This window comes from Sphingomonas benefaciens (genome assembly GCF_052907485.1).
In genome coordinates, this window is sequence record NZ_JBREIC010000001.1 from 718,490 (window position 1) to 744,465 (window position 25,976).

The 25,976-nt window shown below is 67.2% G+C and carries 28 protein-coding genes and 2 tRNA genes; 9 read left to right on the forward strand and 21 right to left on the reverse strand.

Annotated elements, in window-relative coordinates; genetic code table 11:
• Window positions 1-4: 4 nt before the first annotated feature.
• The 18 genes from nuoG to gap form a co-directional block, all read right to left on the reverse strand.
• Window positions 5-2,020 (reverse strand): NADH-quinone oxidoreductase subunit NuoG, encoded by a 2,016-nt coding sequence (gene nuoG, locus ACU5AX_RS03400; RefSeq protein WP_446689668.1) that lies wholly within the window; start codon window positions 2,018-2,020, stop codon window positions 5-7.
• Window positions 2,020-2,247, reverse strand: a complete 228-nt coding sequence (locus ACU5AX_RS03405; RefSeq protein WP_446689669.1) for a hypothetical protein — start codon at window positions 2,245-2,247, stop codon at window positions 2,020-2,022. Before ACU5AX_RS03405 ends, nuoG begins: the two co-directional genes overlap by 1 nt.
• Window positions 2,244-3,548 (reverse strand): NADH-quinone oxidoreductase subunit NuoF, encoded by a 1,305-nt coding sequence (gene nuoF / locus ACU5AX_RS03410; RefSeq protein ID WP_198353387.1) that lies wholly within the window; start codon window positions 3,546-3,548, stop codon window positions 2,244-2,246. The genes ACU5AX_RS03405 and nuoF overlap by 4 nt, the downstream gene beginning before the upstream one ends.
• Entirely contained in the window at window positions 3,548-3,802 is a 255-nt protein-coding gene (locus ACU5AX_RS03415) for a hypothetical protein (protein WP_446689670.1), read from the reverse strand. The genes nuoF and ACU5AX_RS03415 overlap by 1 nt, the downstream gene beginning before the upstream one ends.
• Entirely contained in the window at window positions 3,799-4,467 is a 669-nt protein-coding gene (locus ACU5AX_RS03420) for a complex I 24 kDa subunit family protein (protein ID WP_446689671.1), read from the reverse strand. Before ACU5AX_RS03420 ends, ACU5AX_RS03415 begins: the two co-directional genes overlap by 4 nt.
• Window positions 4,467-5,678, reverse strand: a complete 1,212-nt coding sequence (locus ACU5AX_RS03425) for an NADH-quinone oxidoreductase subunit D (protein WP_198353386.1) — start codon at window positions 5,676-5,678, stop codon at window positions 4,467-4,469. Before ACU5AX_RS03425 ends, ACU5AX_RS03420 begins: the two co-directional genes overlap by 1 nt.
• Window positions 5,679-5,698: 20 nt before the next feature.
• Window positions 5,699-6,553, reverse strand: a complete 855-nt coding sequence (locus ACU5AX_RS03430) for an NADH-quinone oxidoreductase subunit C (RefSeq protein WP_446689672.1) — start codon at window positions 6,551-6,553, stop codon at window positions 5,699-5,701.
• The gene (locus ACU5AX_RS03435) at window positions 6,550-7,110 is read right to left on the reverse strand and encodes a NuoB/complex I 20 kDa subunit family protein (protein ID WP_198352737.1); all 561 of its coding nucleotides are present in this window, start codon (window positions 7,108-7,110) and stop codon (window positions 6,550-6,552) included. Before ACU5AX_RS03435 ends, ACU5AX_RS03430 begins: the two co-directional genes overlap by 4 nt.
• The gene (gene ndhC, locus ACU5AX_RS03440) at window positions 7,107-7,481 is read right to left on the reverse strand and encodes an NADH-quinone oxidoreductase subunit A (RefSeq protein ID WP_198352736.1); all 375 of its coding nucleotides are present in this window, start codon (window positions 7,479-7,481) and stop codon (window positions 7,107-7,109) included. The genes ACU5AX_RS03435 and ndhC overlap by 4 nt, the downstream gene beginning before the upstream one ends.
• A 274-nt stretch (window positions 7,482-7,755) precedes the next feature.
• Window positions 7,756-8,568 carry an inositol monophosphatase family protein gene (locus ACU5AX_RS03445; RefSeq protein WP_446690459.1) on the reverse strand — a complete coding sequence of 271 codons (813 nt, stop codon included), beginning with the start codon at window positions 8,566-8,568 and terminating at the stop codon, window positions 7,756-7,758.
• A gap of 267 nt (window positions 8,569-8,835) precedes the next feature.
• A complete protein-coding gene (gene efp / locus ACU5AX_RS03450; RefSeq protein WP_198352735.1) occupies window positions 8,836-9,399 on the reverse strand; it encodes an elongation factor P in 564 nt (187 codons plus the stop codon).
• 72 nt (window positions 9,400-9,471) lie between these two features.
• Window positions 9,472-10,080, reverse strand: coding sequence for a M23 family metallopeptidase (locus tag ACU5AX_RS03455; RefSeq protein ID WP_446689673.1), 609 nt, complete (start codon window positions 10,078-10,080; stop codon window positions 9,472-9,474).
• Between the two features lie 4 nt (window positions 10,081-10,084).
• The gene (locus ACU5AX_RS03460) at window positions 10,085-11,110 is read right to left on the reverse strand and encodes a L,D-transpeptidase family protein (RefSeq protein ID WP_446689674.1); all 1,026 of its coding nucleotides are present in this window, start codon (window positions 11,108-11,110) and stop codon (window positions 10,085-10,087) included.
• Between the two features lie 34 nt (window positions 11,111-11,144).
• Window positions 11,145-11,858, reverse strand: a complete 714-nt coding sequence (thiE, locus tag ACU5AX_RS03465) for a thiamine phosphate synthase (RefSeq protein ID WP_446689675.1) — start codon at window positions 11,856-11,858, stop codon at window positions 11,145-11,147.
• 134 nt (window positions 11,859-11,992) lie between these two features.
• Entirely contained in the window at window positions 11,993-12,898 is a 906-nt protein-coding gene (locus ACU5AX_RS03470) for a fructose bisphosphate aldolase (RefSeq protein WP_446690460.1), read from the reverse strand.
• Window positions 12,899-12,969: 71 nt separating this feature from the next.
• Window positions 12,970-14,163 carry a phosphoglycerate kinase gene (locus ACU5AX_RS03475; RefSeq protein WP_446689676.1) on the reverse strand — a complete coding sequence of 398 codons (1,194 nt, stop codon included), beginning with the start codon at window positions 14,161-14,163 and terminating at the stop codon, window positions 12,970-12,972.
• A 3-nt stretch (window positions 14,164-14,166) separates the two neighbouring features.
• Entirely contained in the window at window positions 14,167-14,652 is a 486-nt protein-coding gene (locus ACU5AX_RS03480) for an MOSC domain-containing protein (RefSeq protein WP_446689677.1), read from the reverse strand.
• Between the two features lie 99 nt (window positions 14,653-14,751).
• The gene (gap, locus tag ACU5AX_RS03485; RefSeq protein WP_446689678.1) at window positions 14,752-15,762 is read right to left on the reverse strand and encodes a type I glyceraldehyde-3-phosphate dehydrogenase; all 1,011 of its coding nucleotides are present in this window, start codon (window positions 15,760-15,762) and stop codon (window positions 14,752-14,754) included.
• 233 nt (window positions 15,763-15,995) lie between these two features.
• Between gap and ACU5AX_RS03490 the strand changes: the two genes are divergently transcribed.
• From ACU5AX_RS03490 to ACU5AX_RS03505, 4 genes are all read left to right on the forward strand, one after another.
• On the forward strand, window positions 15,996-16,178 hold the full coding sequence (locus tag ACU5AX_RS03490; protein WP_198352728.1) for a hypothetical protein: 183 nt from the start codon (window positions 15,996-15,998) through the stop codon (window positions 16,176-16,178).
• Window positions 16,178-16,486, forward strand: a complete 309-nt coding sequence (locus ACU5AX_RS03495; protein WP_198352727.1) for a cell division protein ZapA — start codon at window positions 16,178-16,180, stop codon at window positions 16,484-16,486. Before ACU5AX_RS03490 ends, ACU5AX_RS03495 begins: the two co-directional genes overlap by 1 nt.
• 186 nt (window positions 16,487-16,672) lie before the next feature.
• On the forward strand, window positions 16,673-17,209 hold the full coding sequence (locus ACU5AX_RS03500; RefSeq protein ID WP_446689680.1) for a 5-formyltetrahydrofolate cyclo-ligase: 537 nt from the start codon (window positions 16,673-16,675) through the stop codon (window positions 17,207-17,209).
• The gene (locus ACU5AX_RS03505) at window positions 17,206-17,412 is read left to right on the forward strand and encodes a DUF2842 domain-containing protein (protein ID WP_198352725.1); all 207 of its coding nucleotides are present in this window, start codon (window positions 17,206-17,208) and stop codon (window positions 17,410-17,412) included. Before ACU5AX_RS03500 ends, ACU5AX_RS03505 begins: the two co-directional genes overlap by 4 nt.
• A 242-nt stretch (window positions 17,413-17,654) precedes the next feature.
• Here ACU5AX_RS03505 and ACU5AX_RS03510 read toward each other — a convergent pair.
• The 3 genes from ACU5AX_RS03510 to ACU5AX_RS03520 form a co-directional block, all read right to left on the reverse strand.
• Window positions 17,655-17,731: transfer RNA gene (locus tag ACU5AX_RS03510), tRNA-Asp, on the reverse strand.
• A gap of 64 nt (window positions 17,732-17,795) precedes the next feature.
• Window positions 17,796-17,872: transfer RNA gene (locus tag ACU5AX_RS03515), tRNA-Asp, on the reverse strand.
• A gap of 53 nt (window positions 17,873-17,925) precedes the next feature.
• Window positions 17,926-19,146, reverse strand: coding sequence for an AI-2E family transporter (locus ACU5AX_RS03520; protein ID WP_198352724.1), 1,221 nt, complete (start codon window positions 19,144-19,146; stop codon window positions 17,926-17,928).
• 203 nt (window positions 19,147-19,349) lie between these two features.
• Between ACU5AX_RS03520 and ACU5AX_RS03525 the strand changes: the two genes are divergently transcribed.
• The 5 genes from ACU5AX_RS03525 to ACU5AX_RS03545 all read left to right on the forward strand — a co-directional run bounded on the left by ACU5AX_RS03525 (window position 19,350) and on the right by ACU5AX_RS03545 (window position 25,972).
• Entirely contained in the window at window positions 19,350-20,555 is a 1,206-nt protein-coding gene (locus ACU5AX_RS03525; RefSeq protein ID WP_446689681.1) for a serine hydrolase domain-containing protein, read from the forward strand.
• Between the two features lie 23 nt (window positions 20,556-20,578).
• Entirely contained in the window at window positions 20,579-22,591 is a 2,013-nt protein-coding gene (locus ACU5AX_RS03530) for a 3-hydroxyacyl-CoA dehydrogenase NAD-binding domain-containing protein (protein WP_446689682.1), read from the forward strand.
• Between the two features lie 37 nt (window positions 22,592-22,628).
• Window positions 22,629-23,819, forward strand: coding sequence for an acyl-CoA dehydrogenase family protein (locus ACU5AX_RS03535; protein WP_446690461.1), 1,191 nt, complete (start codon window positions 22,629-22,631; stop codon window positions 23,817-23,819).
• Window positions 23,820-23,945: 126 nt separating this feature from the next.
• The gene (locus ACU5AX_RS03540; protein ID WP_446689683.1) at window positions 23,946-25,073 is read left to right on the forward strand and encodes an acyl-CoA dehydrogenase family protein; all 1,128 of its coding nucleotides are present in this window, start codon (window positions 23,946-23,948) and stop codon (window positions 25,071-25,073) included.
• A complete protein-coding gene (locus ACU5AX_RS03545) occupies window positions 25,073-25,972 on the forward strand; it encodes an acyl-CoA thioesterase (protein ID WP_446689684.1) in 900 nt (299 codons plus the stop codon). The genes ACU5AX_RS03540 and ACU5AX_RS03545 overlap by 1 nt, the downstream gene beginning before the upstream one ends.
• Window positions 25,973-25,976: the final 4 nt, after the last annotated feature.

The window sequence follows — 25,976 nt, forward strand, 5'->3', positions numbered from 1 at the left end:
ATCGTCACTCCGCCGCCTCCGCGAACGCTTCACCATGGACCAGTTCGGCCGAGCAGCGCTGCATCGTCGGGCTGGCGCGGCAGATCGCGTTGGTGAGATAGAAGTCCTTGATCGGATAGCCGGCGAGATCGCCCTGCCCGGTCGCGTCGAGCGCCGGCGGGTTCCATTCGAACGTCGCCAGACCGGGATGACGCAGCGCCGGCACCTCGGTCGCCATCGCCTCGCGCAGCCCGGCCAGGCTGTCGAAGGGCAAGGTCGCCCCCAGCACTTCCGACAGGGCGCGGAAGATGGTCCAATCCTCGCGCGCGTCGCCCGGCGCGAACACCGCACGCTCGCCACGCTGCACGCGCCCTTCGGTATTGACCCAGGTGCCCGATTTCTCGGCATAGGTCGAACCCGGCAGGATCACGTCGGCATGATGCGCGCCGGCATCGCCGTGATGGCCGACATAGACCTTGAAGCCACCGAACTTGGTGAAGTCGACCTCGTCGGCGCCGAGGAAGAAGGTGACGCCCGCATCCGCGACATCGGCGATGCCGCCCTGCTGCGCATAGCCGAGCATCAAGCCGCCCATCCGGCTCGCGGCCATATGGACGACGTTGAAGCCGTTCCAGGCACTGCCGTTTTCGAGCGTACGGACGAGGTTGTACTGCTTGGCGAACGCCAGTGCCGCACCATGGCCGCCCTTCAGCGCGCCGCCACCGACGATCACCATCGGGGCCTTGGCGTCGGTGAACGCCTTCGCCGCGGCCTCGGGTAGGCCGCCGAGCAGCGACAGATCCGTGCCGAGCCACTCGGCCTTGTACGTCAGTTCCGTCTCGGGGCCGATCGCGAAGACCTTGGCGCCCTTCTTGATCGCCTTGCGGATCCGCGTGTTGATCAGCGGCGCTTCCCAGCGGAGATTGGTGCCGACCAGCAGGATAACGTCCGCCTGCTCCACGCCCGCGATCGTCGTGTTGAAATTGACCGCCGCCAGGCTGGACACATCATAATCCATGCCCGTCTGCCGGCCTTCCAGCTTGGTCGAGCCGAGCTTGGCGAGCAGCGCCTTGGCGGCATACATCGTCTCGCAATCGACCAGGTCGCCGGCCACCGCCGCGACGTTCGATCCGGCTGCTCCGACGCGCTCCTTGATGACTGCGAACGCCTCGTCCCAGCTGACCGGCGCGAGCTTGCCGTCGCGCCGCACATAGGGGCGATCGAGCCGGCGGCGGATCAGCCCGTCGACGTGATGGCGCGTCTTGTCGTGCGCCCATTCCTCGTTGACGTTCTCGTTGATGCGCGGGACGCAGCGCAGCACTTGCCGGCCGCGGCTGTCGAGGCGGATGTTGGTGCCGACCGCATCCTGCACGTCGATGGTCAGCGTCTTGCGCAGCTCCCAGGGCCGCGCCTCATAGGCATAGGGCTTGCTGGTCAGCGCCCCGACCGGGCACAGGTCGACGACGTTGCCGCTCAGCTCGCTGGTCACCGCCTGTTCGAGATAGGAGGTGATCTGCATGTCCTCGCCGCGGTAGATCGCGCCGATCTCCTCGACGCCGGCAACCTCCTCGGCGAAACGCACGCAGCGGGTGCACTGGATGCAACGGGTCATGATCGTCTTGACGATCGGACCCATATACTTCTCGGTCACCGCGCGCTTGTTCTCGGTATAGCGGCTATGGCCCTTGCCATAGGCCATCGACTGATCCTGCAGATCGCATTCGCCGCCCTGATCGCAGATCGGGCAGTCGAGCGGATGGTTGATCAGCAGGAATTCCATCACGCCTTCGCGCGCGTTCTTCACCATCGGCGTGGTGGTGAACACTTCCTGATTGTCGGCGGCGGGCAGCGCGCACGACGCCTGCGGCTTCGGCGGCCCGGGCTTCACCTCGACCAGGCACATGCGGCAGTTGCCGGCGATCGACAGCCGCTCGTGATAGCAGAAGCGCGGGATTTCCTTGCCCGCGGCTTCGCATGCCTGGAGGACCGTCGCGCCCTGCGGCACCTCGACCTCGATCCCGTCTACCTTCAGCTTGGGCATTATGCTTCTTCCGTCAGGTCGAGCCGGCGCTCGATCCGATCCAATCGGTGATTGATCGCCGTCACATCAGCCTGCAGGCCGAATAGCGACGTCGTCATTCCACGAACGTAGTCTTCCAGCGCGGAGATGCGCACCGCTTGCGACGCAACGTCGCGCTTCACGGACGCGAGGTCACCCTGCATCCGCTTGAGGATTTCCAAGATCAGGTTGCCCTGCTCGTCGCTCACTCCGCCGCCTCCTGCATCGGGGCGAGCGTGCCGCCGTTGCGTTCGTTGATCCGGCGCTCGATCTCGGGCCGGAAGTGGCGGATCAGACCCTGGATCGGCCACGCCGCGGCATCGCCGAGCGCACAGATGGTGTGACCCTCGACCTGCTTGGTGACCTGCTGCAGCGTGTCGATCTCGCTGATGTCGGCGTCGCCGGTGCGCAGCCGCTCCATCACGCGCCACATCCAGCCCGTGCCCTCGCGGCACGGCGTGCACTGGCCGCAGCTCTCGTGCTTGTAGAAATAGCTGATCCGGCTGATCGCGCGGACGATATCGGTCGACTTGTCCATCACGATCACCGCCGCGGTGCCGAGGCCCGAGCCGACCGCCTTGAGGCCGTCAAAGTCCATCGGCGCGTCGATGATGTCCTTGGCGGGCACCAGCGGCACCGACGATCCGCCCGGGATCACCGCGAGCAGATTGTCCCAGCCGCCGCGGATGCCGCCGCAATGCGTCTCGATCAGCTCGCGGAAGCTGATGCCCATCGCATCCTCGACCACGCAGGGCTTGTTTACATGCCCGCTGATCTGGAAGAGCTTGGTGCCCTTGTTGTTCTCGCGCCCGAAGGAGGAGAACCACGCGGCGCCGCGGCGCAGGATGGTCGGCGCGACGGCGATGCTCTCGACGTTGTTGACCGTCGTCGGGCAGCCATACAGGCCCGCCCCCGCCGGGAACGGCGGCTTGAGGCGCGGCTGGCCCTTCTTGCCCTCCAGGCTCTCCAGCATCGCGGTCTCTTCGCCGCAGATATAGGCGCCGGCACCACGGTGGACGAAGACGTCGAAGTCATAGCCGGAGCCGCAGGCATTCTTGCCGATCAGGCCGGCGTCATAAGCCTCGGCGACCGCCGCGAACAACGTCTCGGCCTCGCGGATATATTCGCCGCGGATGTAGATATAGGCGGCGCGCGCGCGCATCGCGAAGCCGGCGATCAGCGCGCCCTCGATCAGCTTGTGCGGATCGTGGCGGATGATCTCGCGGTCCTTGCACGACCCCGGCTCGGATTCGTCGGCGTTGATCACCAGGAAGTTCGGCCGGTCGGGCTTCGGCTCCTTGGGCATAAACGACCATTTGGTCCCGGTCGGAAAGCCCGCGCCGCCGCGGCCGCGCAAACCCGACGCCTTGATGACGTCGATGATCGCGTCCTGGCCGATGGCCATCAGCGCCTTGGTATTGTCCCAGTCGCCACGTTTCTGCGCTGCCTGAAGGTTCCAGGGTTGGAACCCGTAGACGTTGGTGAAGATGCGATCCTTGTCAGCAAGCATCAACGTGCCTCCAGCCCGGCGACGCGACGATCCATCGCAACCATGTTGGCACGGAAATTATCCATACTTTCGTGCACGCTCGCCATATGCGCGACCAGGCCCTGTTCAAGGTGAGTAGAGGCGGTAAGCCGGCGTTCGATCTGGGCGAGACGTTCATCCACGCGATCGAACCGCTCCACCATCGTGTCGAAGCGCGCGTTCATCCGCTTGAACTGCTCGGCGATGAAGCTGATCGTGTTGTCTGCCTCGCTCATGCCCACTCCCCGCGGTAGTCATGATTGTCCCCGACCATTGCCGTCAGCGTCGTCGGGCCGCCTTCGGGGCAGCTCGTCTGGCGGCCGATCGTCGACCCGGTCTTCGGCTGCTCGCCCTTGGCCAGCGCCTCCAGCACCGCGATCGTGCGATCGTAGTCGAGATCCTCGTAATTGTCGTCGTTGATCTGCACCATCGGCGCATTGGCGCAGGTGCCCAGGCACTCGACCTCGGTCAGCGTGAACAGGCCGTCGGGCGTCGTCTTGCCTTTGATCAGCCCCTTGTTCTTGCACGCCGCGAGCACGTCGTCGGAGCCGCGCAGCATGCACGGCGTCGTGCCGCAGACCTGCACGTAATAACGACCGACCGGCGCGAGGTTGAACATCGTGTAGAAGGTCGCGACCTCGAACACCCGCATGTACGGCACGCCGATCTGACGCGCGACGAACTCGATCACCGGCACGGGCAGCCAGCCCTGCGTCTGCGTCTCGGCGCCGACCTGACGCTGGGCGAGGTCGAGGAACGGGATCGACGCCGATTGCTCGCGCCCCGCCGGATAGCGGGCGAGGATTGCGTTCGCCTTTTTCTGGTTTTCTTCGGTCCACGCGAAACCGCCCCAGCGTGCGCGGGTCTCGGCCTCGTCGGGGATCTGCGGTGCTTCAGCCATCAGCGGTCACATTCACCAAAAACGATGTCCATCGCGCCCAGGATCGCGGTCGTGTCGGCCAGCATGTGGCCCTTGGACATGAAGTCCATCGCCTGCAGATGGCTGAACGCGGTTGGGCGGATCTTGCAGCGGTAGGGCTTGTTCGACCCGTCGGAGACGAGGAACACGCCGAACTCGCCCTTCGGGCTCTCGGTCGCGACATACACTTCGCCCGCGGGCACGTGATAGCCCTCGGTGTAGAGCTTGAAGTGATGGATCAGCGCTTCCATCGAGCGCTTCATCTCGGCGCGCTTGGGCGGCACCACCTTGCGGTCGGTCGAGGCGATCGGCCCCTCCGGCATCTCGGCCAGGCATTGCTTCATGATCCGCGCCGACTGGCGGACCTCCTCGACGCGCACCATGAAGCGATCGTAGCAATCGCCCTTGGTGCCGACGGGGATGTCGAAGTCCATACGGTCGTAGACGTCATAGGGCTGCGACTTGCGCAGGTCCCAGGGAATGCCCGCCGCCCGGATCATCGGGCCGGAGAAGCCCCAGGCGATCGCGTCCTCGCGGCTGACCGTCGCGATGTCGACGTTGCGCTGCTTGAAGATGCGATTGTCGGCGACCAGGCTGATCGCATCCTCGAACAGACGCGGCAGGCGCGTGTCGAGCCAGTCGGCGATGTCGGTCAGCAGCTTCAGCGGCACGTCCTGATGGACGCCGCCGGGACGCATGTAATTGTGATGCATGCGTGCGCCCGAGGCACGCTCGAAGAAATTGTAGCAATCCTCGCGAATCTCGAACAGCCACAGGTTCGGCGTCATCGCGCCGACGTCCATCACGTGCGAACCGAGGTTCAGCATGTGGTTCGAGATGCGGGTCAGTTCGGCGAAGAACACGCGGAGGTATTGCGCGCGCAGCGGCACCTCGAGATCGAGCAGCTTCTCGATTGCGAGGACGAACGTGTGCTCCATGCACATCGGCGAGCAATAATCGAGGCGATCGAAATAGGGGATCGCCTGCGCATAGGTCTTGTATTCGATCAGCTTCTCGGTGCCGCGATGCAGCAGACCGACGTGCGGGTCGACCCGCTCGATGATCTCGCCGTCGAGCTCCATGACGAGGCGCAGCACGCCGTGCGCCGCGGGATGCTGCGGGCCGAAGTTGATCGTATAGTTCTGGATGGTGACGTCGCCGGTCGTCGGATCGGCGGCGTCCTCGACACCCATCAGCTCGCTGACATAGTCGCTCACTGGTTCTGTCCTTCACCCTTGGTCGGCACCACGTCCGACTCCTGCGGCTTGCTCTCGGCCTTGTTGCCGCCATGCGCCTCGCCCGCGCCGGTCTTGCCGGTGTCGGTCGTGGTCGTCTTGGCATAGGGCTCGCTGCCCGCCTTCGGCGCCTCGGTCGGCGTCCTGGTGGCGTCAGCCTTCTGGATCTCATCCGCCTTCAGCGGCGTCGGCGCGCCCTTGGCCTCCGGCAGCATGCCCTTCTCGTCGCCGGGAAGGACATATTCCGCGCCCTCCCACGGGCTCTGGAAGTCGAAGTTGCGGAAGTCCTGCGCGAGGCTCACCGGCTGGTAGACGACGCGCTTCTCCTCCTCCGAATAGCGCATCTCGACGAACCCGGTCATCGGGAAGTCCTTGCGCAGCGGATGGCCGCGGAAGCCATAGTCGGTCAGGATGCGGCGCAGGTCGGCGTTGCCGCTGAACAGCACGCCGTACAGGTCGTAGATCTCGCGCTCGAGCCAGCCGGCGACCGGCCAGATCCCCGTCACCGACGGCACCGGCTTCACGTCGTCGGTCGAGACATGGACGTGCAGGCGATGGTTGCGGGTCAGCGACAACAGGCAGTAGACGACCTCGAACCGCTCGGGGCGTTCCGGATAATCGACGCCGGCGATCTCCATAAGCTGCTGATATTCGAGGCCCGGCGTGTCGCGCAGCGCGGTCAGCGCGCGGACGATGTCCTCGCGCGCGACGTACAGCTTGACCTCGCCGACCTCCGCCACCGCATGGCTCAGCGCGGCGCCGAGCGTCGCCTGCGCCAGCTCGATCGTCGCATCGTTGAGATGCGCGGCATAAGCGGGTGCGGGCGCCCTCACCGTTCGATGCTCCCGGCGCGACGGATCTTCCGCTGCAGCTGCATGATGCCGTACAGCAACGCCTCCGCGGTCGGCGGGCAGCCGGGCACGTAGATGTCGACCGGCACGACGCGGTCGCAGCCGCGCACCACCGAATAGCTGTAATGGTAATAGCCGCCGCCATTGGCGCAGCTGCCCATCGAGATGACGTATTTGGGCTCCGACATCTGATCGTAGACCTTGCGGAGCGCCGGCGCCATCTTGTTGCACAACGTGCCGGCGACGATCATCACGTCCGACTGGCGCGGCGACGCGCGCGGCGCGGCGCCGAACCGCTCCAGATCATAGCGCGGCATGTTGACGTGGATCATCTCGACCGCGCAGCAGGCGAGGCCGAAGGTCATCCACCACAGCGAGCCGGTGCGGGCCCACTGGAACAGCTCCTCGGTCGAGGTGACCAGAAAGCCCTTGTCGGTCAGCTCACCGTTCAGGCTGTCGAAAAAGCCCTGGTCGGGCGGCACCAGCGACGAGGCGCCGGCCGCGCGATTGAGCTCAACGGGTCCGGATGTGGGGGTCATTCCCAATCCAACGCTCCCTTCTTCCAGGCGTATACGAGTCCCAGCGCCAGCTCGCCGATGAAGATCATCATGGAGATCCACGCGGTCCAGCCGAGCGTAAAAACGCTGACTGCCCAAGGATATAGGAAGGCTGCTTCGAGATCGAAGATGATGAACAGAATGGCGATCAGATAAAATCGCACGTCGAACTGGCTGCGCGGATCCTCAAAGGCGGGGAAGCCGCACTCATATTCGCTGAGCTTCTGCTCGTTCGGCTTGTGCGCGCCGGTCAGCCGGGCGACCGCCATGGGCAGGAACACGAAGGCGCTCGACAGCGCGAGCGCGATGCCCAGGAAGATGAGGATCGGAAGATATTGCGACAGGTCGACCAAGAGGCTTCTCGCACGTGCGAAGTGGATGGCGCCGCTTTAGGCCCGTGGCCGGGACCGGGCAAGGCCATGGGGGTGTGAGAATGAATCGCAGGAGGCGATGATACGACATCCACCCTCACCCATCCGCGATACGACATCCACCCTCACCCATCCGCGATACGACATCCACCCTCACCCATCCGCGCCCACGGCGATCCCTCCCTCTCCCGCCGGGAGAGGGAAGAGGCGGCGCAGCCGACGACAGGGTGAGGGTAAGTGCGAGACGCCGGTTGGTTTAGCGCAGCGCGCCCGCCACCAATTTGTGCAGCTTGCTGTGCAGGCCGTCGTTGGCGGCGAGGAACTCGTTGCGCTCCATCGCCCGATCGGCACCGCGGAAGTCGGTGACATAGCCGCCCGCTTCCTTGACCAGCAGCAGGCCCGCCGCCGTGTCCCAGGGCTTCAGCCCCGATTCCCAATAGCCGTCGAACCGCCCCGCCGCGACCCAGGCGAGATCGAGCGCCGCCGATCCGAACCGGCGGATGCCCGCGACTTCCGGCGCGATCGCCCCGAAGATCCTGCTCCACTCGGCGAAATTGCCGTGGCCCAGGAACGGGATGCCGGTGGCGATCAGCGCCTCCGACAGGTCGCGCCGCGCCGAGACGCGCAGCCGCTGGTCGGTGTGCCAGGCGCCGCGGCCCTTTTCCGCCCAGAAGCTCTCGTCGGTGATCGGCTGGTAGACCAGCGCCGTGGTCACCTCGCGCATGCCGTTGGGCAGCGGCTCCTCGACCGCGATCGAGATGGCGAAATGGGGGATGCCGTGCAGGAAGTTGCTGGTGCCGTCGAGCGGGTCGATGATGAAGCGCGGCTTGTTGGGGTCGCCCGCGACCTCGCCGCCCTCCTCCATCAGAAAGCCCCAGTCCGGCCGCGCCCGCTGCAACTCCTCGAACAACGTCTGCTCGGCGCGCTTGTCGGCGATCGAGACGAAGTCCGCCGGCCCCTTGCGGCTGACCTGTAGATGCTGGACCTCGTTGAAGTCGCGCCGCAGCCGCGGCCCCGCCTTGCGGGCGGCACGTTCGATGACGGTGAAGAGACCGGAATGGGAGGGCATGGTGCTTTCCATATCCCCTCTCCTGTCAGGAGAGAGTGACGGGGTCGGGCATGCCACCGGCATGCCCTGGATGACACGGGGTGTGAACCACCCCGCAGCTGGGCCCGCCGCCGTCAGGCGGTGGGAGGGTGAGGACGGGATGGGCCACTGCCGTCACCCGACCTCGCGACGCTCGGCCACCAGTTTCAGGTAAACGGTGCCCCGCACCGTTTAGATCATGCCTGGGGCATGATCGACCTGAAACTCCTGGAGGGAGAGGGTTCAGGCTCAGTCCGCGCGGCGGACATATTCCTGGTTGTAGACGTCGACGACGATGCGCGTACCGCTGGCGATATGAGGCGGCACCATGATGCGCACGCCATTGTCGAGGATCGCGGGCTTGTAGCTGGACGAGGCGGTCTGCCCCTTCACCACCGCGTCCGCCTCGACGATCGTCGCCTCGATCGTGTCGGGCAGCTGGACGCTGATCGCTTCCTCGTCATACATTTCCATGACCACGTCCATGCCGTCCTGCAGGAAGGCGGCGGCGTCGCCGAGCAGGTCGCGCGGCAGCGTCACCTGGTCGTAGGTGTCCTTGTCCATGAAGACCAGGCCGTCGCCCTCGGCGAACAGGAACTGGAAGTCCTTGGTGTCGAGGCGGACGCGCTCGACCGTCTCGGCGGAGCGGAAGCGGACGTTGTTCTTGCGGCCGTCGCGCAGGTTCTTCAGCTCGACCTGCATGTAGGCGCCGCCCTTGCCGGGCTGGGTGTGCTGAATCTTGACCGCGCGCCAGATGCCGCCTTCATATTCGATGATATTGCCGGGACGGATGTCCACGCCGCTGATCTTCATGATCTGAACCTACTGGAAAGAGCGAGTGGGCGCGACGTTCCCGTCGGGGTCGCACCCGGAAGGCGGCAGCCTTTACCGCGCGGCCGCCTTTCCGGCAAGCATCGGGTAGGGATCGACATCTTGGCCCTGCCACCAGCCTTCGCCCGGTGCCATCCGCTGCACGCCGAAATGCAGATGGTAATTGCCCGCGCCCGCATCGCCCGTGTCGCCGACGAAGCCGATCGTCTGCCCGGCGCGCACCGCCTGCCCCTCGGCAAGACCGGGCGCATAGCCGGCGAGGTGGGCATAATAATGGACCCAGCGCGGATCAGCGGTGCGGACGTAGATGGTCGTGCCGCCGCGGGTGGACTGGAACAGCTTCTCGACCCGCCCGTCTGCCGCGGCGAGCACCGGCGTGCCGGAGGCGGCGGGAATGTCCAGACCGTGATGTCCGCGCGCCCCGCCTTCTCGCGCATCGCCCCAGCTGTCGTACAAGGCCGCCCGCCGTACCCCCGCGACCGGGATTCGCCAGCTCCCGCCGTTTGCCGCGCCCTGTCGACGCGGCAACAGCCGCTCGATCTTCGTCGTCAGCGTGCGGACGACCGGCGCCCCCTCCTCCGCCGTGCCGAAGCGGGTGGTCGCGACGAAGGCCGCCGCGACGAGCACGATCAGTGCGAGGATCGCCCAGAACAGTCGCGGCATGCGATCAGGCCTGGAACACCGCCTTGGTGCCCGGCTTGATCATCTGCGCCAGCCGCGCCGCATCCCAATTGGTCAGGCGGATACAGCCGTGGCTTTCGGTCCGGCCGATCAGTTCGGGATTGGGCGTGCCGTGGATGCCGTAATGCTCCTTCGACAGGTCGAGCCAGACGACGCCGACCGGGCCGTTCGGACCGGCGGGCAGCATCTCCTTCTTGTCGCCCTTCTTGGCGTCCCAGAACAGCGCGGGATTGTAGTGGAACTTGGGATTATAGTCGGCGCCGTAGATCTTCCAGGTGCCGAGCGGAAGCGGGTCGTGGCTCGACCCCATGGTCGCGCTGAATTGCGCGATCAATTTGTCCTGCGCGTCGAGCACGCGCAGCACGCCGTCCGACTTGTCGACGACAACGTGATCGGCGACCGGCTGGTTGGCATCGACGTTGAGCATGTTGAGCGTCGCGCGCCAGTGATCGGGCAGCTTGGGATCATAGTTGCGCGACGCGGGCAGATCGTTGGGGACGACGATCGCATCGCCGACCTTCAGCCGCGTATCGGGCGAATTCAGCGCGATCAGCGTGGCCTTGGTGGTGTGGAACATCTCCGCCAGCTTTTCCATCGGATCGGCGTAGCCGAGCGTCGGCAGCTCGGCCTGCTTGGCGTAATCCTTGGGCAGCGGGCCGACGAACGGCCCCGCCAGCGCCTCCTGCGTCAGCACGAAGCGCGCGGTCGGGCGCTTGGCGCGATAGGGATAGAGCGCCTGCAACGTGCGCTGGTCGGGCTTGCCGGTGATCGGCAACCCCTTCGCCTCCTGGAAGCCCTTCAGCGCCGCGGTCAGCGACTGGCCGCCCTTGCCGTCGAGCACACCGGGCCCGAAGCCGAGCGAGTCGAGGATCACCTGGACGTGCAGGATCGACCGGTCGATCGTCGTCGGCTTGGCGGCGGATGCCGGCGCCGCCGGCGCCTGCCCCCGCCCTTCGGTGGCACCGGCGAGCGCGACCAGAGCGGCCGCGGCGGCAAAGGAACGCTTGAACATGCAACCTCCCACATGGATGTGGAAGGGAAACGGCTCAGCGACCCGTTGTTTCCCGGCCGGAATGATCCGCCAGCACTGCGGCAAAGGCCTGCACCGCCGCCGCCTCGTCGCCGTTCCACACCGCGCCGGACACCGCCAGAAAGTCCGCGCCGGCGCGGATCAGCGGCGCGGCATTGGCCGGCGTGATGCCGCCGATCGCCACGCAGGGCAGCTCGAACAGCGCCGACCACCAGGACAGGATCACCGGCTCGGGATGATGCTCGACCTGCTTGGTCGTGGTCGGGTAGAAGCTGCCGAAGGCGACATAATCGGCGCCCGCCTCGCCCGCCTCCATCGCCAGATGGCGACTGTCGTGGCAGGTCACGCCGATCTGCACCGCCGGACCGAGCAGGCTGCGCGCTTCGCGCGCGTCGCCATCGCCCTGGCCGAGGTGGACGCCATCCGCGCCGATCCTTTTGGCCAGGCTGACGCTGTCGTTGACGATGAAGGCGACGTCGCGATCGGCGCAGATCCGCTGCAGCGGCTCGGCCAGGCGCGCGGCGCTATGCTGGTCGATGTCCTTGACGCGGAACTGGAAGGCGGCGACCGGCCCGACGTCGAGCGCCCGCGCCAGCCGGTCCGGGAACGCCCCGCCGACGTCGAGCGGCGAGATCAGGTACAATTGGCAGTCGGGCCGCGACTGGTCGCGCTGGAAGGCGGCGGCGAAATCGGGATCGAGCGGGCCGAGCGGGTCTTCGTCGAGGGTCATGCGCGCGCTGTATCGCGCGATCGGTCATGACGATAGTCATCCTCACCCTATCGGTCGCTGTGCGACCTCTTCCCTCTCCCGGTGGGAGAGGGAGGGAGGCGGGAAGCGCCGGAAGGATGAGGGTGAGACGGCCGTTACGCCGCCTCGGCGACCTTGTGCGTCGACGCCTGGTAGATTTCGTCGATCGCCTCGCCCAGCGCCTGATCGAACTCGGCATCGCTCATGCCGGCGCGCAGATCCTCCAGCAGGGCGCGGCTGAAGCTCGCGATCATGCCGGGGTTCTTGGCCAGTTCGCGGCAGGCGTCGGTGCGGCTGTAGCCCCCCGACAGCGCGACGACGCGCAGCACCTTGGGATGGGCGATCAGCGCGTCATAGCTGCCAGGCTTTGCCGGCAGCGACAGCTTGAGCATCACCGTCTTGCCCGCGTCGAGCGCATCCAGCGCCTTGAGCAGTTCGTCGGTGAGGATCGCGTCCGCCTCGGCACGCTCGGCGCTCTTGATGTTCACCTCGGGCTCGATGATCGGCATCAGGCCGCAGGCGATCACCTCTTCGGCGACCTCGAACTGCTGGCGCACCACCGCCGCGATCCCCTCGCGATTGGCGAGATTGACCACCGACCGCTCCTTGGTGCCGAACACGCCGAGCGCGCGCGCCCGGCCGAGCAGGTCGGCGAGGCCGGGGATCGGCTTCATCAGCTGGACGCCGTTCGCCTCGTCCTCCAGACCCTTGTCGATCTTCAGGAACGGCACGACGCCGCGGTCGTGCAGCGCGGCCGGCACCGGCTTGCCGTTCGCCTCGCCATCCATCGTCCGCTCGAACAGGATCGCGCCGATCACCTTATTGCCGGTGAAGGCGGGCGAGGTGATGATGCGGACGCGCATCTGGTGGATCAGGTCGAACATCTCGGCGTCGTTCGACCAGGCGCCGTCCTCGATGCCATAGCCCTTCAGCGCCTTGGGGGTGGACCCGCCCGATTGGTCGAGCGCGGCGATGAAGCCGTCGCCCTTGCCCATTTTCGCGGTCATCGCGGCGGTGTCCATCATCCCCATTCTCCTTTATGCATACGTATGCGTCGCCGTCGTGCGTTAGCCGCGCCGCGGCGGCGCGGCAATCACCGCGTCAGCGCCGCGACGCCGGGCAATTCCTTGCCCTCCATCCACTCCAGGAACGCCCCGCCGGCGGTCGACACGAAGGAGAAATCACCTGCGACGCCCGCCTGATTGAGCGCCGCGACGGTATCGCCGCCGCCCGCCACCGACACCAATGTCCCTTCCTGGGTCAGCGCCGCCGCGGTCCGCGCCAGGCTGACCGTGGCGACGTCGAACGGCGGCGTCTCGAATGCGCCGAGCGGACCGTTCCACACCAGCGTGCGGCAGTTCTTCAGCACGTCGCCCAGCGCCTCGACCGCGCTCGGCCCGACGTCGAGGATCATCTCGTCCGCGGCGACCTCATGCACGTTGACGGTGCGCACCGGCGGGTTCGCCCGGAATTCGGTCGCCACCACGACGTCATAGGGCAGATGGACGGTGCAGTTCGCCGCGTCGGCGGCATCGAGGATCGCCTCGGCCGTGCCGGTCAGATCATGCTCGCACAGCGACTTGCCGACGTTCACGCCGCGCGCGGCGAGGAAGGTGTTGGCCATGCCGCCGCCGATGATCAGATGGTCGACCTTGCCGACCAGATGCTTGAGCACGTCGAGCTTGGTCGACACCTTCGCCCCGCCGACCACCGCGGCGACGGGATGTTCGGGCTTGCCCAGCGCCGTCTCCAGCGCGTCGAGCTCCGCCTCCATCGCCCGCCCCGCAAAGGCCGGCAGCACCCGCGCCAGCCCCTCGGTCGAGGCATGGGCACGGTGCGCGGCGGAAAAGGCATCGTTGACGTAGAGATCGCCGATCGCGGCGAAGGTCTGCACCGTCTCCGCGTCGTTCTTCTCCTCGCCGGCGAAGAAGCGCGTGTTCTCCAGCACCGCAATGTCGCCCGGCTGCATCTGCGCGACGGCATCCGCCGCCCCGTCCCAATCGACGAAGCGCACCGGCCGGCCGAGCACCTGCGCATAGGGTTTGGTGATCATCGCCAGCGACATGTCGGGATGACGCTGGCCCTTGGGGCGGCCGAAATGCGCCAGAACCAGCACGATCGCGCCGCGATCCGCCAGCTCGGTCACCGTCGCCAGCGTCGCGCGCAGACGCGTATCGTCGGTCACCTGCCCGTCCGCCATCGGCACGTTCAGATCCTCGCGCACCAGCACGCGCTTGCCTGTGACATCACCGATATCATCGAGCGTTTTGAATGGCTTGCTCGTCATGTCTTACAGTCCTTGCGAAGGATCGAGAATATGGATGGGATCGCCGACCGCAATCCGTCCGCCGCGCCTGACGCGCGAACAGGCGCCGCCCCGCCAGTCGGGGGTCAGCGCCGCCTTCAGGCCGGTGGCGATCGTCTCCATGCGGCTGCATGGGTCGCATTCAACGGTGATTTCCAGCACGACCTCGGCGCCGATGCCGATCAACGTTCCGGCCGTCTGCGGCAGGTCGAGATGCTCGACGAGCAAATTGGCGCGCCGTTCCTGCCACGGGATCGCATGGTCCAGCTCGGCCATCGCCGCCGCCCAGTCGCCCGCCTCCATCAGCGTCACCTGACGCCGGCCGCGCCCGCCGGGCTTGACCGCACCGCGGAAATCGCCGTGCAGGCCGCCGTCGACGGTGACGTCGACATGATCGACCAATTCCATCGGCGCCTTGGGAAAGGCATGGCGGGCGATCCCGGCGAGCACGCCCACGGGCTCCTCCGTCATGGCGAGGAGCGAAGCGACGCGGCAATCCAGGGCGTCGCGCGCGGCGCCCTGGATCGCTTCGCTAGGCCCGCCATGACGATGTCATGCATGGCGGCGTCTTTACAGGAACTTGGCCATCGCGGTCGCGGTGTCGACCATGCGGTTGGAGAAGCCCCATTCATTGTCGTACCAGCTGACCACGCGGACCAGCTTGCCGTCGATCACCGCCGTCTCCAGGCTGTCGACGGTCGACGACTGCGGCGAATGCATCAGGTCGATCGAGACCAGCGGCTCGTCCGAATAGACCAGCACCCCCTTCAGCGGGCCGTCCTCGGCCGCGGCCTTGAGCAGCGCGTTGACCTCGTCCTTCGTGACGTCGCGCGCCGGGGTGAAGGTCAGGTCGACCAGGCTGACGTCGGGCACCGGCACGCGGATCGCCGATCCGTCCAGCTTGCCCTTCAGCTCCGGCAGCACCTCGCCGACCGCGCGCGCGGCGCCGGTCGTCGTCGGGATCATGCTCATCGCCGCGGCGCGCGCCCGGCGCAGGTCCGGGTGGATCTGGTCGAGGATCTTCTGGTCGTTGGTATAGGCATGGACCGTGGTCATCAGGCCGCGCTCGATGCCGATCGCATCGTTCAGCACCTTGGCGACCGGCGCCAGGCAGTTGGTGGTGCACGACGCGTTGGAGACGATCGTGTGATCGCCGGTCAGCTTGTCGTGGTTGACGCCATAGACGACGGTCAGGTCGACGTTCTTGCCCGGCGCGGAGATCAGCACCTTCTTGGCGCCGGCGTCGAGGTGCTTCTGGCACGACGCGCGATCGGTGAAGAAGCCGGTGCATTCCAGCACCAGGTCGACGCCCAGTTCGGCGTGCGGCAGGTTGGCGGGATCGCGCTCGGCGGTGACGCGGATGCGCTTGCCGTCGATCACCAGATCATTGCCCTCGGCGGTGACGGTGCCCGGATATTTGCCGTGGACGCTGTCGCGGCTGAACAGCCAGGCGTTCGACTTGGCATCGGCCAGGTCGTTGATCGCGACCAGTTCCAGCTCATCGCCGCCGCGCTCGATCATCGCGCGCGCGACCAGGCGGCCGATCCGTCCGAAGCCGTTGATCGCAACCTTCACCGTCATCCTGATTCTCCTCGTGGGAATGCAGCGCGATGCCGGAACAACCGGCCGCACCGGACGCGCCCGCCTTTGGGGGGGGCGGGGTGTCGCTGTCAACCGGCGTGCGGCGGCGGCAGACGTCCCGCGGCGGATCGACGCCACGGACGGCGCCGGTCTTCGCGCGAATCGAACCGCCTGCCTCCGCCGGACGGTTTGCCCGCTTGCCGCCGCGGCCGCGCGCGCCTACCTCGCCGGCAATGCCCGATGCCCCCACCGCCGTCGATCGGATCGACACCGCCATCGCCCGCATCGAGGCGGCGATCGCCGCGCGCGCCCAGGCCGGCGACGCGCTCGCCCGCCGCCATGCCGCACTCAAGGCGCGCATGGCGGAAGCGGTCAGTGCGCTCGACGAGGTGATCGCGCGGGGCAACGCCGGCTGATGGCACAGGTCACGCTGGATATCGGCGGCCGTCAGCATACCGTCGCCTGCCGCGACGGCGGCGAGCCGCGGCTGGAGATGCTCGGACGGATGATCGCCGAGCGGTGGCCGGCCGGGCTGCGCGCCGCCGGCAACATTCCGGGCGAGCGGGCGATGCTGTTCGTCGCATTGATGCTGGCCGATGCGCTCGACGAGAGCGAGAACCGCGCGCCGGAAGGATCCGCCGTCAGCGAGGCGACGCTGGCGCGAATCGCTGATCGCCTCGAAAGTCTGGCTGATGCCCTTGAGCATACGCCTCCGAACGCCTAAATCGGTCGGTGGCGGGTACTGCCCGGCACGAGCCTCGATCATCCCTGAGGCTATTCTTCATCCAAGGGGGCTGTCCCTGCCCAGGCCCTGGCCTGACGTACATGGTCCCCACCTGACGTATTGGGCGTCAGTGGATATTCCGGCAAACGACCACGGCGGTCCCGCCACCCGCCCGGTGTTCCAATCATGACCGACAAGCGCATCCTGCGCGGTCATCTACGCGCTGCCCGCGACGCCTTCGCGCGCGTCGGTGCGGTGACACCCTCCTCCGTTTTCCTCGACCGGCTCGCGCCGGATGTAGTGGTTGCCGCCTACATGCCGCTCGGCAGCGAGGCGGATCCCGCCCCCCTCGCCCGCGCCGCCGTCGCCGCGGGCTGCGTGCTCGCCCTGCCACACGTGGTCGATCGCGCCACACCCGTCCGCTTTCTCACATGGTCGCCGGGCGCGCCCCTCGCCGTCGGTCCGTTCGGCCTGCGCCAACCCGCGGCAACGTCGCCGGACGTCGCCCCCGACATCATCCTGACGCCGCTGGTCGGCTTCGACCGGCGCGGCAACCGGCTCGGCCAGGGTGCCGGCCATTACGATCGCGCCTTTGCGGCCTACCCGGATGCGTGGCGGATCGGCGTCGCCTGGTCGATGCAGGAGACGGACGGGCTGGTGCCCGATCCCTGGGACGTGCCACTCCACGCCATCGTCACCGAATCGGAATGGATCGTCCCATGACCCCGACCTGGCGCAAGCCCGCCGGCATGTTCGCCATCCTCGCGCTGATCGCGCTCTGGTGCATTCTCGTCACCAGCCTGTCGGGCATGGTCGGCGGCTGGCCCTGGTGGCTGCAGGCGCTCTTCTATCTGGTGACGGGGATCGTCTGGATCGCGCCGCTCAAGCCGCTGCTGCTGTGGATGGAAACCGGCCGCTGGCGATGACGCTGTCCTACAGGCGATTGGGACGGTAGGATCGCCCGTCTTTCTCACCCCGTCGGGGAAGCGGATTTATCAGATGCCGGGCGCCGCAGCACGGCTGCGGGCATTGCCGTCCCTACCGCTCCGCGTGCGACTTTTGAGACTTTCCACGACGCCGCGCGGATGCGACCGTTGCGACGTTCCGTAACGCGTCGTCGGCGCGACCTTTGCGACGTTTCGATCGGGAACGCTTCCATGACGAAGCGTGGCGCGAGTGACGGGGCTCGAACCCGCGACCTCCGGCGTGACAGGCCGGCGCTCTAACCAACTGAGCTACACCCGCGTGACGGCACGCGGCGCTTTGGCGCACTGCATTTCGCGGCTGATCCGGCCATCCGCAAAGGGAATGGCGCGAGTGACGGGGCTCGAACCCGCGACCTCCGGCGTGACAGGCCGGCGCTCTAACCAACTGAGCTACACCCGCTTGGAAGCGTTGAGGCGCGCCGACTAGGCGAACCCCATCGGGGTGTCAACGGCCTATTCTTCGCCGGCCTCGTTTCGCCGGCGCCGCGCGCGCTCCTGCTGCACCAGCGTGCCGTGCTCGAACAGGAAACCGGCGATGTCGGGCTTGCCCGCCGCGCCCAGCACGGTCTGGATGATGATCAGCAGCGGCACCGCCAGCAGCGCCCCCGCCGTGCCCCAGACCCAGCCCCAGAAGCTCAGCGAGATGAGGATCATCAGCGGGCTGATCGTCAGCCGGTGCCCGACGATCAGCGGGGTGATCGCATTCGCCTCGACCAGGTGGCAGCCGATCATCACCGCGGGCGGCAGCATCGCCACCCAGATGTCGCTGAACACCATCATCCCGCCGACCGCGAGCAGCACCATCGCGATCACCGGCCCGAAATAGGGGATGTAGTTGAGCAGCGTCACGATGCCGCCCCACATCAGGGGCGACGGCATGCCGATGAAGTAGAGCGCGCCGGCGACGACGAGGCCCAGGGTGATGTTGATCGCCGTGATCGTGCCGAGATAGGCCGACACGTCATCCACCACGTCCTGGATCACGCGCGCCGTCGCCATCGCGCCGTCGAAGCTGGTCCGGCCGGTGATCGTCCGCCGCCGCATCCGCGTCCAGCCGGACAGGAAGAAGAAGACGATCAGCACGCCGAACAGGAACTGGACGATGACCGTCGGCGCCGAGGTCGCCGCCAGTTCGAGGATCGAGCTGGGCGGCGACACCGCGGCGGTCTGCGCCTGGCGCGGCGGGCTGGACGCGATCTGCCGGAACATCCTGTTCACCGACTTCTCGAGCGTCGAATAGAGGTCGAGCAGCGGCGACAGATTGTGCTGGATGCGGCTGATCCGGCTTGGCAGCAGCTGGAAGAAGTCGGTCGCCGGCACGACGATCGCCGCGATCGCGATATTGGCGACGACCAGGAAGACGAACAGGCAGATCAAGGCGGCAAGCGCCGACGGCAGGCCGCGCCGCTCCAGCCATTCGAGCACCGGCACCAGCGCGATCGCGATGACCAGCGAGGCGGTCAGCGGCAGGAAGAATTCGGCGCCCGATTTCAGTGCGAACGGCGTGCCGACGGCAAGGCCGATGCCGGCGATCAGCGTCAATGCGGCGAGCAACCGGTCGCGCCGCTGCGCGATCCGCCCAATTTCGTCCGCCCCCGGCACCAGCGGCGCGCCCAGCGCCACTTCGTCTTGCGCGGAAAGGGGAGCGGCGGGCGCTACGGGATCGTCGATCATCACCTTTCGTCTTAGCGCATTTTCGGGGGACGGAAGCGCTCTTCTTCAGCCTGCGCCGCATTCGTACGGAAGAGCCGATATCCTTGCTGCGGCAGATTGCCGCAAAATGCTACTTTCGATGGAAGGTTACTGTTGATTTCCCCCACCCAACCGTGGTTAGACGCTCGAATTCGAAGTTGAGGTATGGGATGAGGAGAGATCGCATGGACGGCCGGGGCTTCGATTCCGCGCGGCTGGCGGCGATCGACGCCTTCATCGCCGAACGCTATCTCGACAGCGGCCGCCTGCCGCACGCACAGCTGCTGATCGCCCGCGACGGCGAGATCGTGCATTTCTCGCATCAGGGCGCAGCCCGCGACGGCGGCACGACCGTCGACGAAGGGTCGCTGTTCCGCATCGCCTCGATGACCAAGCCGATCACCTCGGTCGCCTTCATGATGCTGGTCGAACAGGGGAAGGTCGCACTCGACACGCCGGTCCATCACGTCCTGCCGGAATTCCGAGACACCGGCGTCTATAACGGTGGCGGTGCCGGCGTGCCCTTCGCCACCCGGCCCGTCGCCGAGCCGATGCGGATGCTCGACCTGCTCCGCCACACCGCCGGCTTCACCTACGGCTTCCAGAACCGCTCGAACGTCGACGCCGCCTATCGCGAGTCGCGGTTGGAGAGCTGGCACGGCAACCACGACCTCGACGGCTTCGTCGCCGCGCTCGGCGGATTGCCGCTCGAATTCGCGCCGGGCGAGGGCTGGAACTACTCGGTGGCGACCGACGTGCTCGGCGCCGTGATCGAGCGCCTGTCCGGCGAGACGCTCGACCGCTTCTTCGAAACGCGGATCTTCGCGCCGCTCGGCATGCACGACACCTTCTTCCAGGTGCCGGCGGACGAGCTCGACCGGCTGACCGACTGCTGGGCGGTCGGCCCGGACGGAAATCGCATCCTCTACGACCGCGGCGCGGCGAGCGCGTGGAGCAAGCGCCCGCGCTTGCTGTCGGGCGGTGGCGGGCTGGTATCGACCGCGCTCGACTATCATCGCTTCTGCCGGATGTGCGAGGCGGGCGGCACGCTCGACGGCGCGCGCATTCTCGGCCGCAAGACGCTGGAGCTGATGCGGATGAACCATCTCCCCGGCGGTCGCGATCTCGCCAGCCTGTCACGCTCGCTGTTCAGCGAGACCTACAATGCCGGCGTCGGCTTCGGGCTTGGCTTCGCGGTGACGCAGGACGTCGCCAAGACGATGATCCCCGGATCGCCGGGCGAATATTATTGGGGCGGCATGTTCTCGACCGCCTTCTTCATCGATCCGGTCGAGCGGCTGCACCTGATCTTCATGACTCAGCTCAGCCCCTCGAGCCTATACCCGATCCGCCGCGAGCTGAAGACGATGCTCTACGCTTCGCTCGACTGATCCCTGACCACAGGAGCCATTTCATGACCTCGCCGATCCGCACCGAACGCCATGACGACGTGCTCGTCATCATCTCCGACAATCCGCCGGTCAACGCGCTCGGCGCCGCGGTCCGCCAGGGTCTGGAGGCGGCGATCAAGGAGGGCGAGGCGGACGATTCGATCGCCGCGATGGTGATCCGCTGCGACGGCCGCACCTTCTTCGCCGGTGCCGATATCACCGAATTCGGCAAGCCGCCGGTCGAGCCGATGCTGCCCGGCGTCGTCGACATGATCGAGGCAAGCACCAAGCCCGTCGTCGCCGCGATCCACGGCACCGCGCTCGGCGGCGGCTGCGAGGTCGCGCTCGGCTGCCACTACCGGGTCGCCGTGCCGTCGGCGAAGCTCGGCACACCCGAGGTGAAGCTCGGTCTGCTGCCCGGCGCGGGCGGCACCCAGCGGCTGCCGCGGCTCGCCGGCGTTCGGCTGGCGCTGGAGATGACCGCCAAGGGCGACCCGATCTCCGCCAAGCGCGCGCAGGAGGCGGGCCTGATCGACCGGATCGTCGGCGAGGACAGCCTCGCCGCCGACGTCATCGCCTTCGCCGGCGAGGTCAAGGCGAAGCGGCCGATCCCGCGCGCGTCCGAGCGCGAGGTGCAGCCCGATCCCGAGGCGGTTGCCGCCTTCCAGAAGGACAACGCCCGCCGCTTCCGCGGCTTCGACGCGCCGGCTGCCAACATCGCCTGCGTCGTCAAGGCCACCGAAGTGCCGTTCGAACAGGGCATCGCCTTCGAACGGCAGGAGTTCATGCGCTTGATGATGGGCAACCAGTCGGCGGCCCAGCGCCACATCTTCTTCGCCGAACGCCAAGCGGCGAAGATCGACGACGTGCCAGCCGACACGCCGCTGCGCCCGATCGCGCGCGTCGGCGTGATCGGCGCCGGCACGATGGGTGGCGGCATCGCCATGAACTTCCTGTCGGCGGGCATCCCGGTGACGATCGTCGAGATGGCGCAGGAGGCGCTCGACCGCGGCGCCGGTGTGATCCGCAAGAATTACGAAGCGACCGCCGCCAAGGGACGGATGAAGCCGGAACAGGTCGACGCCGCGATGGCGGCACTGACCCCGACGCTCGACTTCAACGCACTCGCCGAGTGCGACCTTGTGATCGAGGCGGTGTACGAGAATATGGACGTGAAGAAGGAGATCTTCACGCGGCTGGACGGCATCGCCAAGCCGGGCGCGATCATCGCCAGCAACACCTCCTATCTCGATATCGATGAGATCGCCGCCTGCACGAAGCGGCCCGAGGACGTGCTCGGCATGCACTTCTTCTCGCCCGCCAATGTGATGAAGCTGCTCGAGGTGGTGCGCGGTGCCAAGACCGCGCCCGACGTGCTCGCCACCGTCATGGCGCTCGCCAAGAAAATCCGGAAGGTCGCCGTGGTCGCCGGCGTCACCTATGGCTTCATCGGCAACCGCATGCTGATGCCGCGGCAGGTCGAGGCCAACAAGCTGCTGCTCGAAGGCGCGACGCCCGAACAGATCGACCGCGTCCACGTCGCCTTCGGCATGCCGATGGGGCCGTTCCAGATGGCCGACCTCGCCGGCGTCGACATCGGCTGGCACCGCGACCCGAACCGAATCGAGAACGTCCGCGACGCGCTGGCTGCCGAGGGCCGCTGGGGTCAGAAGAAGCAGGCCGGCTTCTACGACTATGACGAGAAGCGCAATCCGACCCCCTCGCCCCGCGTCGCCGAGATCATCCAGGAATGGCGCGACAAGACCGGCACGCCGCAGCATGAGGTGACCGACGAGGAGATCGTCGAGCGCACGCTCTACCCGATGGTCAACGAGGGCGCGCTGATCCTGGAGGAGGGTAAGGCGCAGCGGGCGTCGGACGTCGACGTCGTCTGGATCTACGGCTACGGCTGGCCGGTGTACCGCGGCGGCCCGATGTTCTGGGCGAAGATCGAGGGTTACGACAAGGTCGTCGCCGGACTGGAAAAGCACGGCTTCCCTGTTGCGCAGAGCCTGAAAAGCGGCAGCATCAAGTAAGCATCGCGTTCGCGCTAGCGATCCGCAGGGAGAGGACATCATGACCGACCTCGATACCTTCCGCACCGAGACCCGCGCCTGGCTGGCGAACAATTGCCCGCCGGAGATGCGCGAACCGGTGCGCTCCGACACGGACGTCTGCTGGGGCGGCCGACGCTATGACCCCGCTGCCAACCCGCCGCAGGCGCGCTGGCTGAAGGCGATGGCGGAGCGCGGCTGGACCGTGCCCGACTGGCCCAAGGATTATGGCGGCGGCGGCCTGTCCGCGGCGGAGACCAAGGTGTTGCGCGAGGAGATGGCGGCGATCCGCGCGCGCAACCCGCTCAACTCGTTCGGCATCTCGATGCTCGGGCCGGCGCTGCTCAAATATGGCACCGAGGAACAGAAGCTGGAGCATCTGCCCAAGATTGCGCGCGGCGAGATCCGTTGGTGCCAGGGCTATTCCGAACCCAATGCCGGCAGCGATCTCGCCGGTCTCGCCACCAGCGCGGAGGATGGCGGCGACCATTACATCGTCAACGGCCAGAAGGTGTGGACCAGCTACGCCGACAAGGCCGACTGGATCTTCTGCCTGGTGCGCACCAGCAAAGAATCGAAGCAGGGCGGGATCAGCTTCGTGCTGTTCGACATGGAGACGCCGGGCGTCTCGACCAAGCCGATCCTGCTGATCAGCGGCTATTCGCCGTTCTGCGAGACCTTCATGGACAATGTGAAGGTGCCCAAGGCCAATCGCATCCACAACGAGAACAAGGGCTGGGACGTCGCCAAATATCTGCTCGGCCACGAACGCGAGATGATCAGCGGCATGGGTCTCGGCGGCGGCGGGCGCAACCCGCTGGTCGAAGGCGCGATCGCGACGATCGGCCTCGACCATGACGGCCGCCTTGCCGACCCGGTGCTGCGTTCGCAGATCGCGCTGTTCGAGGTGCGCGCCAAGGCGTTCGCGGCGATGAGCGAGCGGTTCATTGACGAGCTCAAGGCCGGCCTCGCCCATCCTGCCCAGCCAAGCATGATGAAGTACGTCGGCACCGAGCTGAACAAGGATCGCCACGAGCTGATGATGGCGGCCGGCGGTTCGGACGCGCTGGAATGGGAGAGCGAGCGCTCGCGCACCGGCGCGATGCCGCGCGCCTGGCTGCGCACCAAGGCCAATTCGATCGAGGGCGGGACCAGCGAGATCCAGCTCAACATCATTGCCAAGCGTATCCTCGAGCTGCCGGGCGCTTGAACGGACATCCCTCTCCCACCGGGAGAGGGGGGGAGCCGCGCAGCGGCGGAAGGGTGAGGGCAACAGGGACAGCTACCCTGCCCCCACCCAACCCTCTCCCAAAGGGAGAGGGCTAAGGAGACAACCATGCCTCTCTACCTCAACGACGAACAGACGATGCTCCGCGACACCGCCAAGGACTTCGTCGCCGAACATGCGCCCGTGGCGCACCTGCGTGGCCTGCGCGACGCCAACGACCCGACCGGCTTCTCGCGCGACCTGTGGAAGCAGTTCGCCGAAATGGGCTTCACCGGCATCCTGATCGACGAGGCGCACGGCGGCCTCGGCCTCGGTCATGTCGAGGCGGGCGTGGTGCTGGAGGAGATCGGCCGCAACCTCTCCCCCTCGCCTTTCCTGTCGACCGCGGTGGCGGCGGTGGCGGCCTTGCAGGGCAGCGCCCAGGCGGGCGAATGGCTGCCGCGAATCGCGGCCGGAGACGCGATCGCGGCGCTGGCGATCGACGAGGGGCCGAAGCATCGCGACCGGATCACGATGACCGCAGAGCGCGCTGGCAACGGCTTCCGCCTGACCGGTTCGAAGCAATTCGTCACCCACGGCCATGTCGCCGACCTGCTGATCGTCGCCGCCCGTACCGCCGGCGGCGCGGACGATCAGGACGGCGTCACCCTGTTCGCGGTGCCCCGCGACGCGGTGGGGCTGACCGCGACGCCGGAGCGGCTCGCCGATGCCAGCCTCGCAGCGCGCATGACCTTCGAGGGGGTCGAGGTCGATGCCGATGCGGTGATCGGCGAGGTCGACGCCGGACGCGATCCGCTCGGCCGCCTGCTCCGCGCTGGCCGGACCGGCGCCGCGGCGGAACTGGTCGGCGTCGGCGGCGGCGCGATGGACATGACGGTCACCTACCTCAAGGAGCGCAAGCAGTTCGGCACGACGATCGGCAGCTTCCAGGCGCTGCAGCATCGCGCCGCGCATCTGTACAGCGAGATGGAGGTGGCCCGCGCTGCCGTGCTGAAGGCACAGCAGCTGCTCGACGCGGGCAGCGATCGCGCCGATGAGGCGGTGTCGGTGGCCAAGGCGATGACCGGCATGGCGACGACGCTGTCGGTGCAGGAAGCCATTCAGATGCATGGTGGCATCGGCATGACGGACGAGTATGACGTCGGCTTCTACATGAAGCGGGCGCGGGTGCTCGCGGAGATGTTCGGCGACGTCGGCTTCCACGCCGACCGACTGGCGAGGAATGCGGGATATTGATGGACGAAACGGCCCTCCCACCACAGAAGTCGCCGGAGGAATTGGCGGCGATGCTGGTGACGCTGCTCGATGTCGAGGAGATCGACACCGACCTGTACCGCGGCGCGCGCCAGCCCGGCGGGCGCGGCCGGGTGTTCGGCGGGCAGGTGATCGCCCAGGCGCTGCAGGCGGCGCAGCGGTCGGTGGTCGGCAAGGAGGCGCATTCGCTCCACGCCTATTTCATGCGGCCGGGTGACGAGGATTTCCCGATCATCTTCCGCGTGATCCGCGATTTCGAGGGGCGCAGCTTCGCGACCCGACGCGTCGTTGCCCTGCAGAAGGGCCAGCCGATTCTCAATCTCGCCGCCTCCTTCCAATTGCCGGAGGACGGCTTCCACCATCAGAACGCGATGCCTAACGTGCCGCCGCCGGAGGAATTGAAGTCCGAGCGTGAGTTGCGGCTGGCGGTGGCGGATCAGGTGCCGGAGAAGATCCGCGCCTTCTTCCTGCGGCGGCAGAATGCGATCGAGATGCGGCCGCTCTATCCGCGCAGCTGGTTCCAGCCGGTCAAGCGCGAGCCGACCAACGCCGCCTGGTTCCGCGTCGCCGCGCCGATCGGCGACGACCCGCAGCTGCACCGTGCCGCGCTCGCCTATGCGTCGGACATGGCGCTGATGGCGACGGCGATGATGCCGCACGGCGTCAACTGGCTGATGCCGGAGATGCAATGCGCCAGCCTCGACCACGCGCTGTGGCTGCACGAGCCGTTCCGCGCCGACGACTGGCTGCTCTACACCACCGACAGCCCCTGGGCGGGCCACGCCCGCGGCATGAACCGCGGCAGCGTCTTCACCCGCGACGGTCGGCTGGTGGCGAGCGTCGCGCAGGAAGGGCTGATGCGGCAGCGCGTCCGCGACTGAGGCC

Excerpts from the sequence above, each read along its gene's own strand:
- nuoG (WP_446689668.1), bottom strand. The coding sequence starts at position 2,020 with ATGCCCAAGCTGAAGGTAGACGGGATCGAGGTCGAGGTGCCGCAGGGC.
- nuoF (WP_198353387.1), bottom strand. The coding sequence starts at position 3,548 with ATGCTTGCTGACAAGGATCGCATCTTCACCAACGTCTACGGGTTCCAA.
- ACU5AX_RS03415 (WP_446689670.1), bottom strand. The coding sequence starts at position 3,802 with ATGAGCGAGGCAGACAACACGATCAGCTTCATCGCCGAGCAGTTCAAG.
- ACU5AX_RS03420 (WP_446689671.1), bottom strand. The coding sequence starts at position 4,467 with ATGGCTGAAGCACCGCAGATCCCCGACGAGGCCGAGACCCGCGCACGC.
- ACU5AX_RS03425 (WP_198353386.1), bottom strand. The coding sequence starts at position 5,678 with ATGGGTGTCGAGGACGCCGCCGATCCGACGACCGGCGACGTCACCATC.
- ACU5AX_RS03435 (WP_198352737.1), bottom strand. The coding sequence starts at position 7,110 with ATGACCCCCACATCCGGACCCGTTGAGCTCAATCGCGCGGCCGGCGCC.
- ACU5AX_RS03445 (WP_446690459.1), bottom strand. The coding sequence starts at position 8,568 with ATGCCCTCCCATTCCGGTCTCTTCACCGTCATCGAACGTGCCGCCCGC.
- efp (WP_198352735.1), bottom strand. The coding sequence starts at position 9,399 with ATGAAGATCAGCGGCGTGGACATCCGTCCCGGCAATATCATCGAATAT.
- ACU5AX_RS03455 (WP_446689673.1), bottom strand. The coding sequence starts at position 10,080 with ATGCCGCGACTGTTCTGGGCGATCCTCGCACTGATCGTGCTCGTCGCG.
- ACU5AX_RS03460 (WP_446689674.1), bottom strand. The coding sequence starts at position 11,110 with ATGTTCAAGCGTTCCTTTGCCGCCGCGGCCGCTCTGGTCGCGCTCGCC.
- thiE (WP_446689675.1), bottom strand. The coding sequence starts at position 11,858 with ATGACCCTCGACGAAGACCCGCTCGGCCCGCTCGATCCCGATTTCGCC.
- ACU5AX_RS03470 (WP_446690460.1), bottom strand. The coding sequence starts at position 12,898 with ATGGACACCGCCGCGATGACCGCGAAAATGGGCAAGGGCGACGGCTTC.
- ACU5AX_RS03475 (WP_446689676.1), bottom strand. The coding sequence starts at position 14,163 with ATGACGAGCAAGCCATTCAAAACGCTCGATGATATCGGTGATGTCACA.
- ACU5AX_RS03480 (WP_446689677.1), bottom strand. The coding sequence starts at position 14,652 with ATGACGGAGGAGCCCGTGGGCGTGCTCGCCGGGATCGCCCGCCATGCC.
- gap (WP_446689678.1), bottom strand. The coding sequence starts at position 15,762 with ATGACGGTGAAGGTTGCGATCAACGGCTTCGGACGGATCGGCCGCCTG.
- ACU5AX_RS03490 (WP_198352728.1), top strand. The coding sequence starts at position 15,996 with ATGCCCGATGCCCCCACCGCCGTCGATCGGATCGACACCGCCATCGCC.
- ACU5AX_RS03495 (WP_198352727.1), top strand. The coding sequence starts at position 16,178 with ATGGCACAGGTCACGCTGGATATCGGCGGCCGTCAGCATACCGTCGCC.
- ACU5AX_RS03500 (WP_446689680.1), top strand. The coding sequence starts at position 16,673 with ATGACCGACAAGCGCATCCTGCGCGGTCATCTACGCGCTGCCCGCGAC.
- ACU5AX_RS03505 (WP_198352725.1), top strand. The coding sequence starts at position 17,206 with ATGACCCCGACCTGGCGCAAGCCCGCCGGCATGTTCGCCATCCTCGCG.
- ACU5AX_RS03520 (WP_198352724.1), bottom strand. The coding sequence starts at position 19,146 with ATGATCGACGATCCCGTAGCGCCCGCCGCTCCCCTTTCCGCGCAAGAC.
- ACU5AX_RS03525 (WP_446689681.1), top strand. The coding sequence starts at position 19,350 with ATGGACGGCCGGGGCTTCGATTCCGCGCGGCTGGCGGCGATCGACGCC.
- ACU5AX_RS03530 (WP_446689682.1), top strand. The coding sequence starts at position 20,579 with ATGACCTCGCCGATCCGCACCGAACGCCATGACGACGTGCTCGTCATC.
- ACU5AX_RS03540 (WP_446689683.1), top strand. The coding sequence starts at position 23,946 with ATGCCTCTCTACCTCAACGACGAACAGACGATGCTCCGCGACACCGCC.
- ACU5AX_RS03545 (WP_446689684.1), top strand. The coding sequence starts at position 25,073 with ATGGACGAAACGGCCCTCCCACCACAGAAGTCGCCGGAGGAATTGGCG.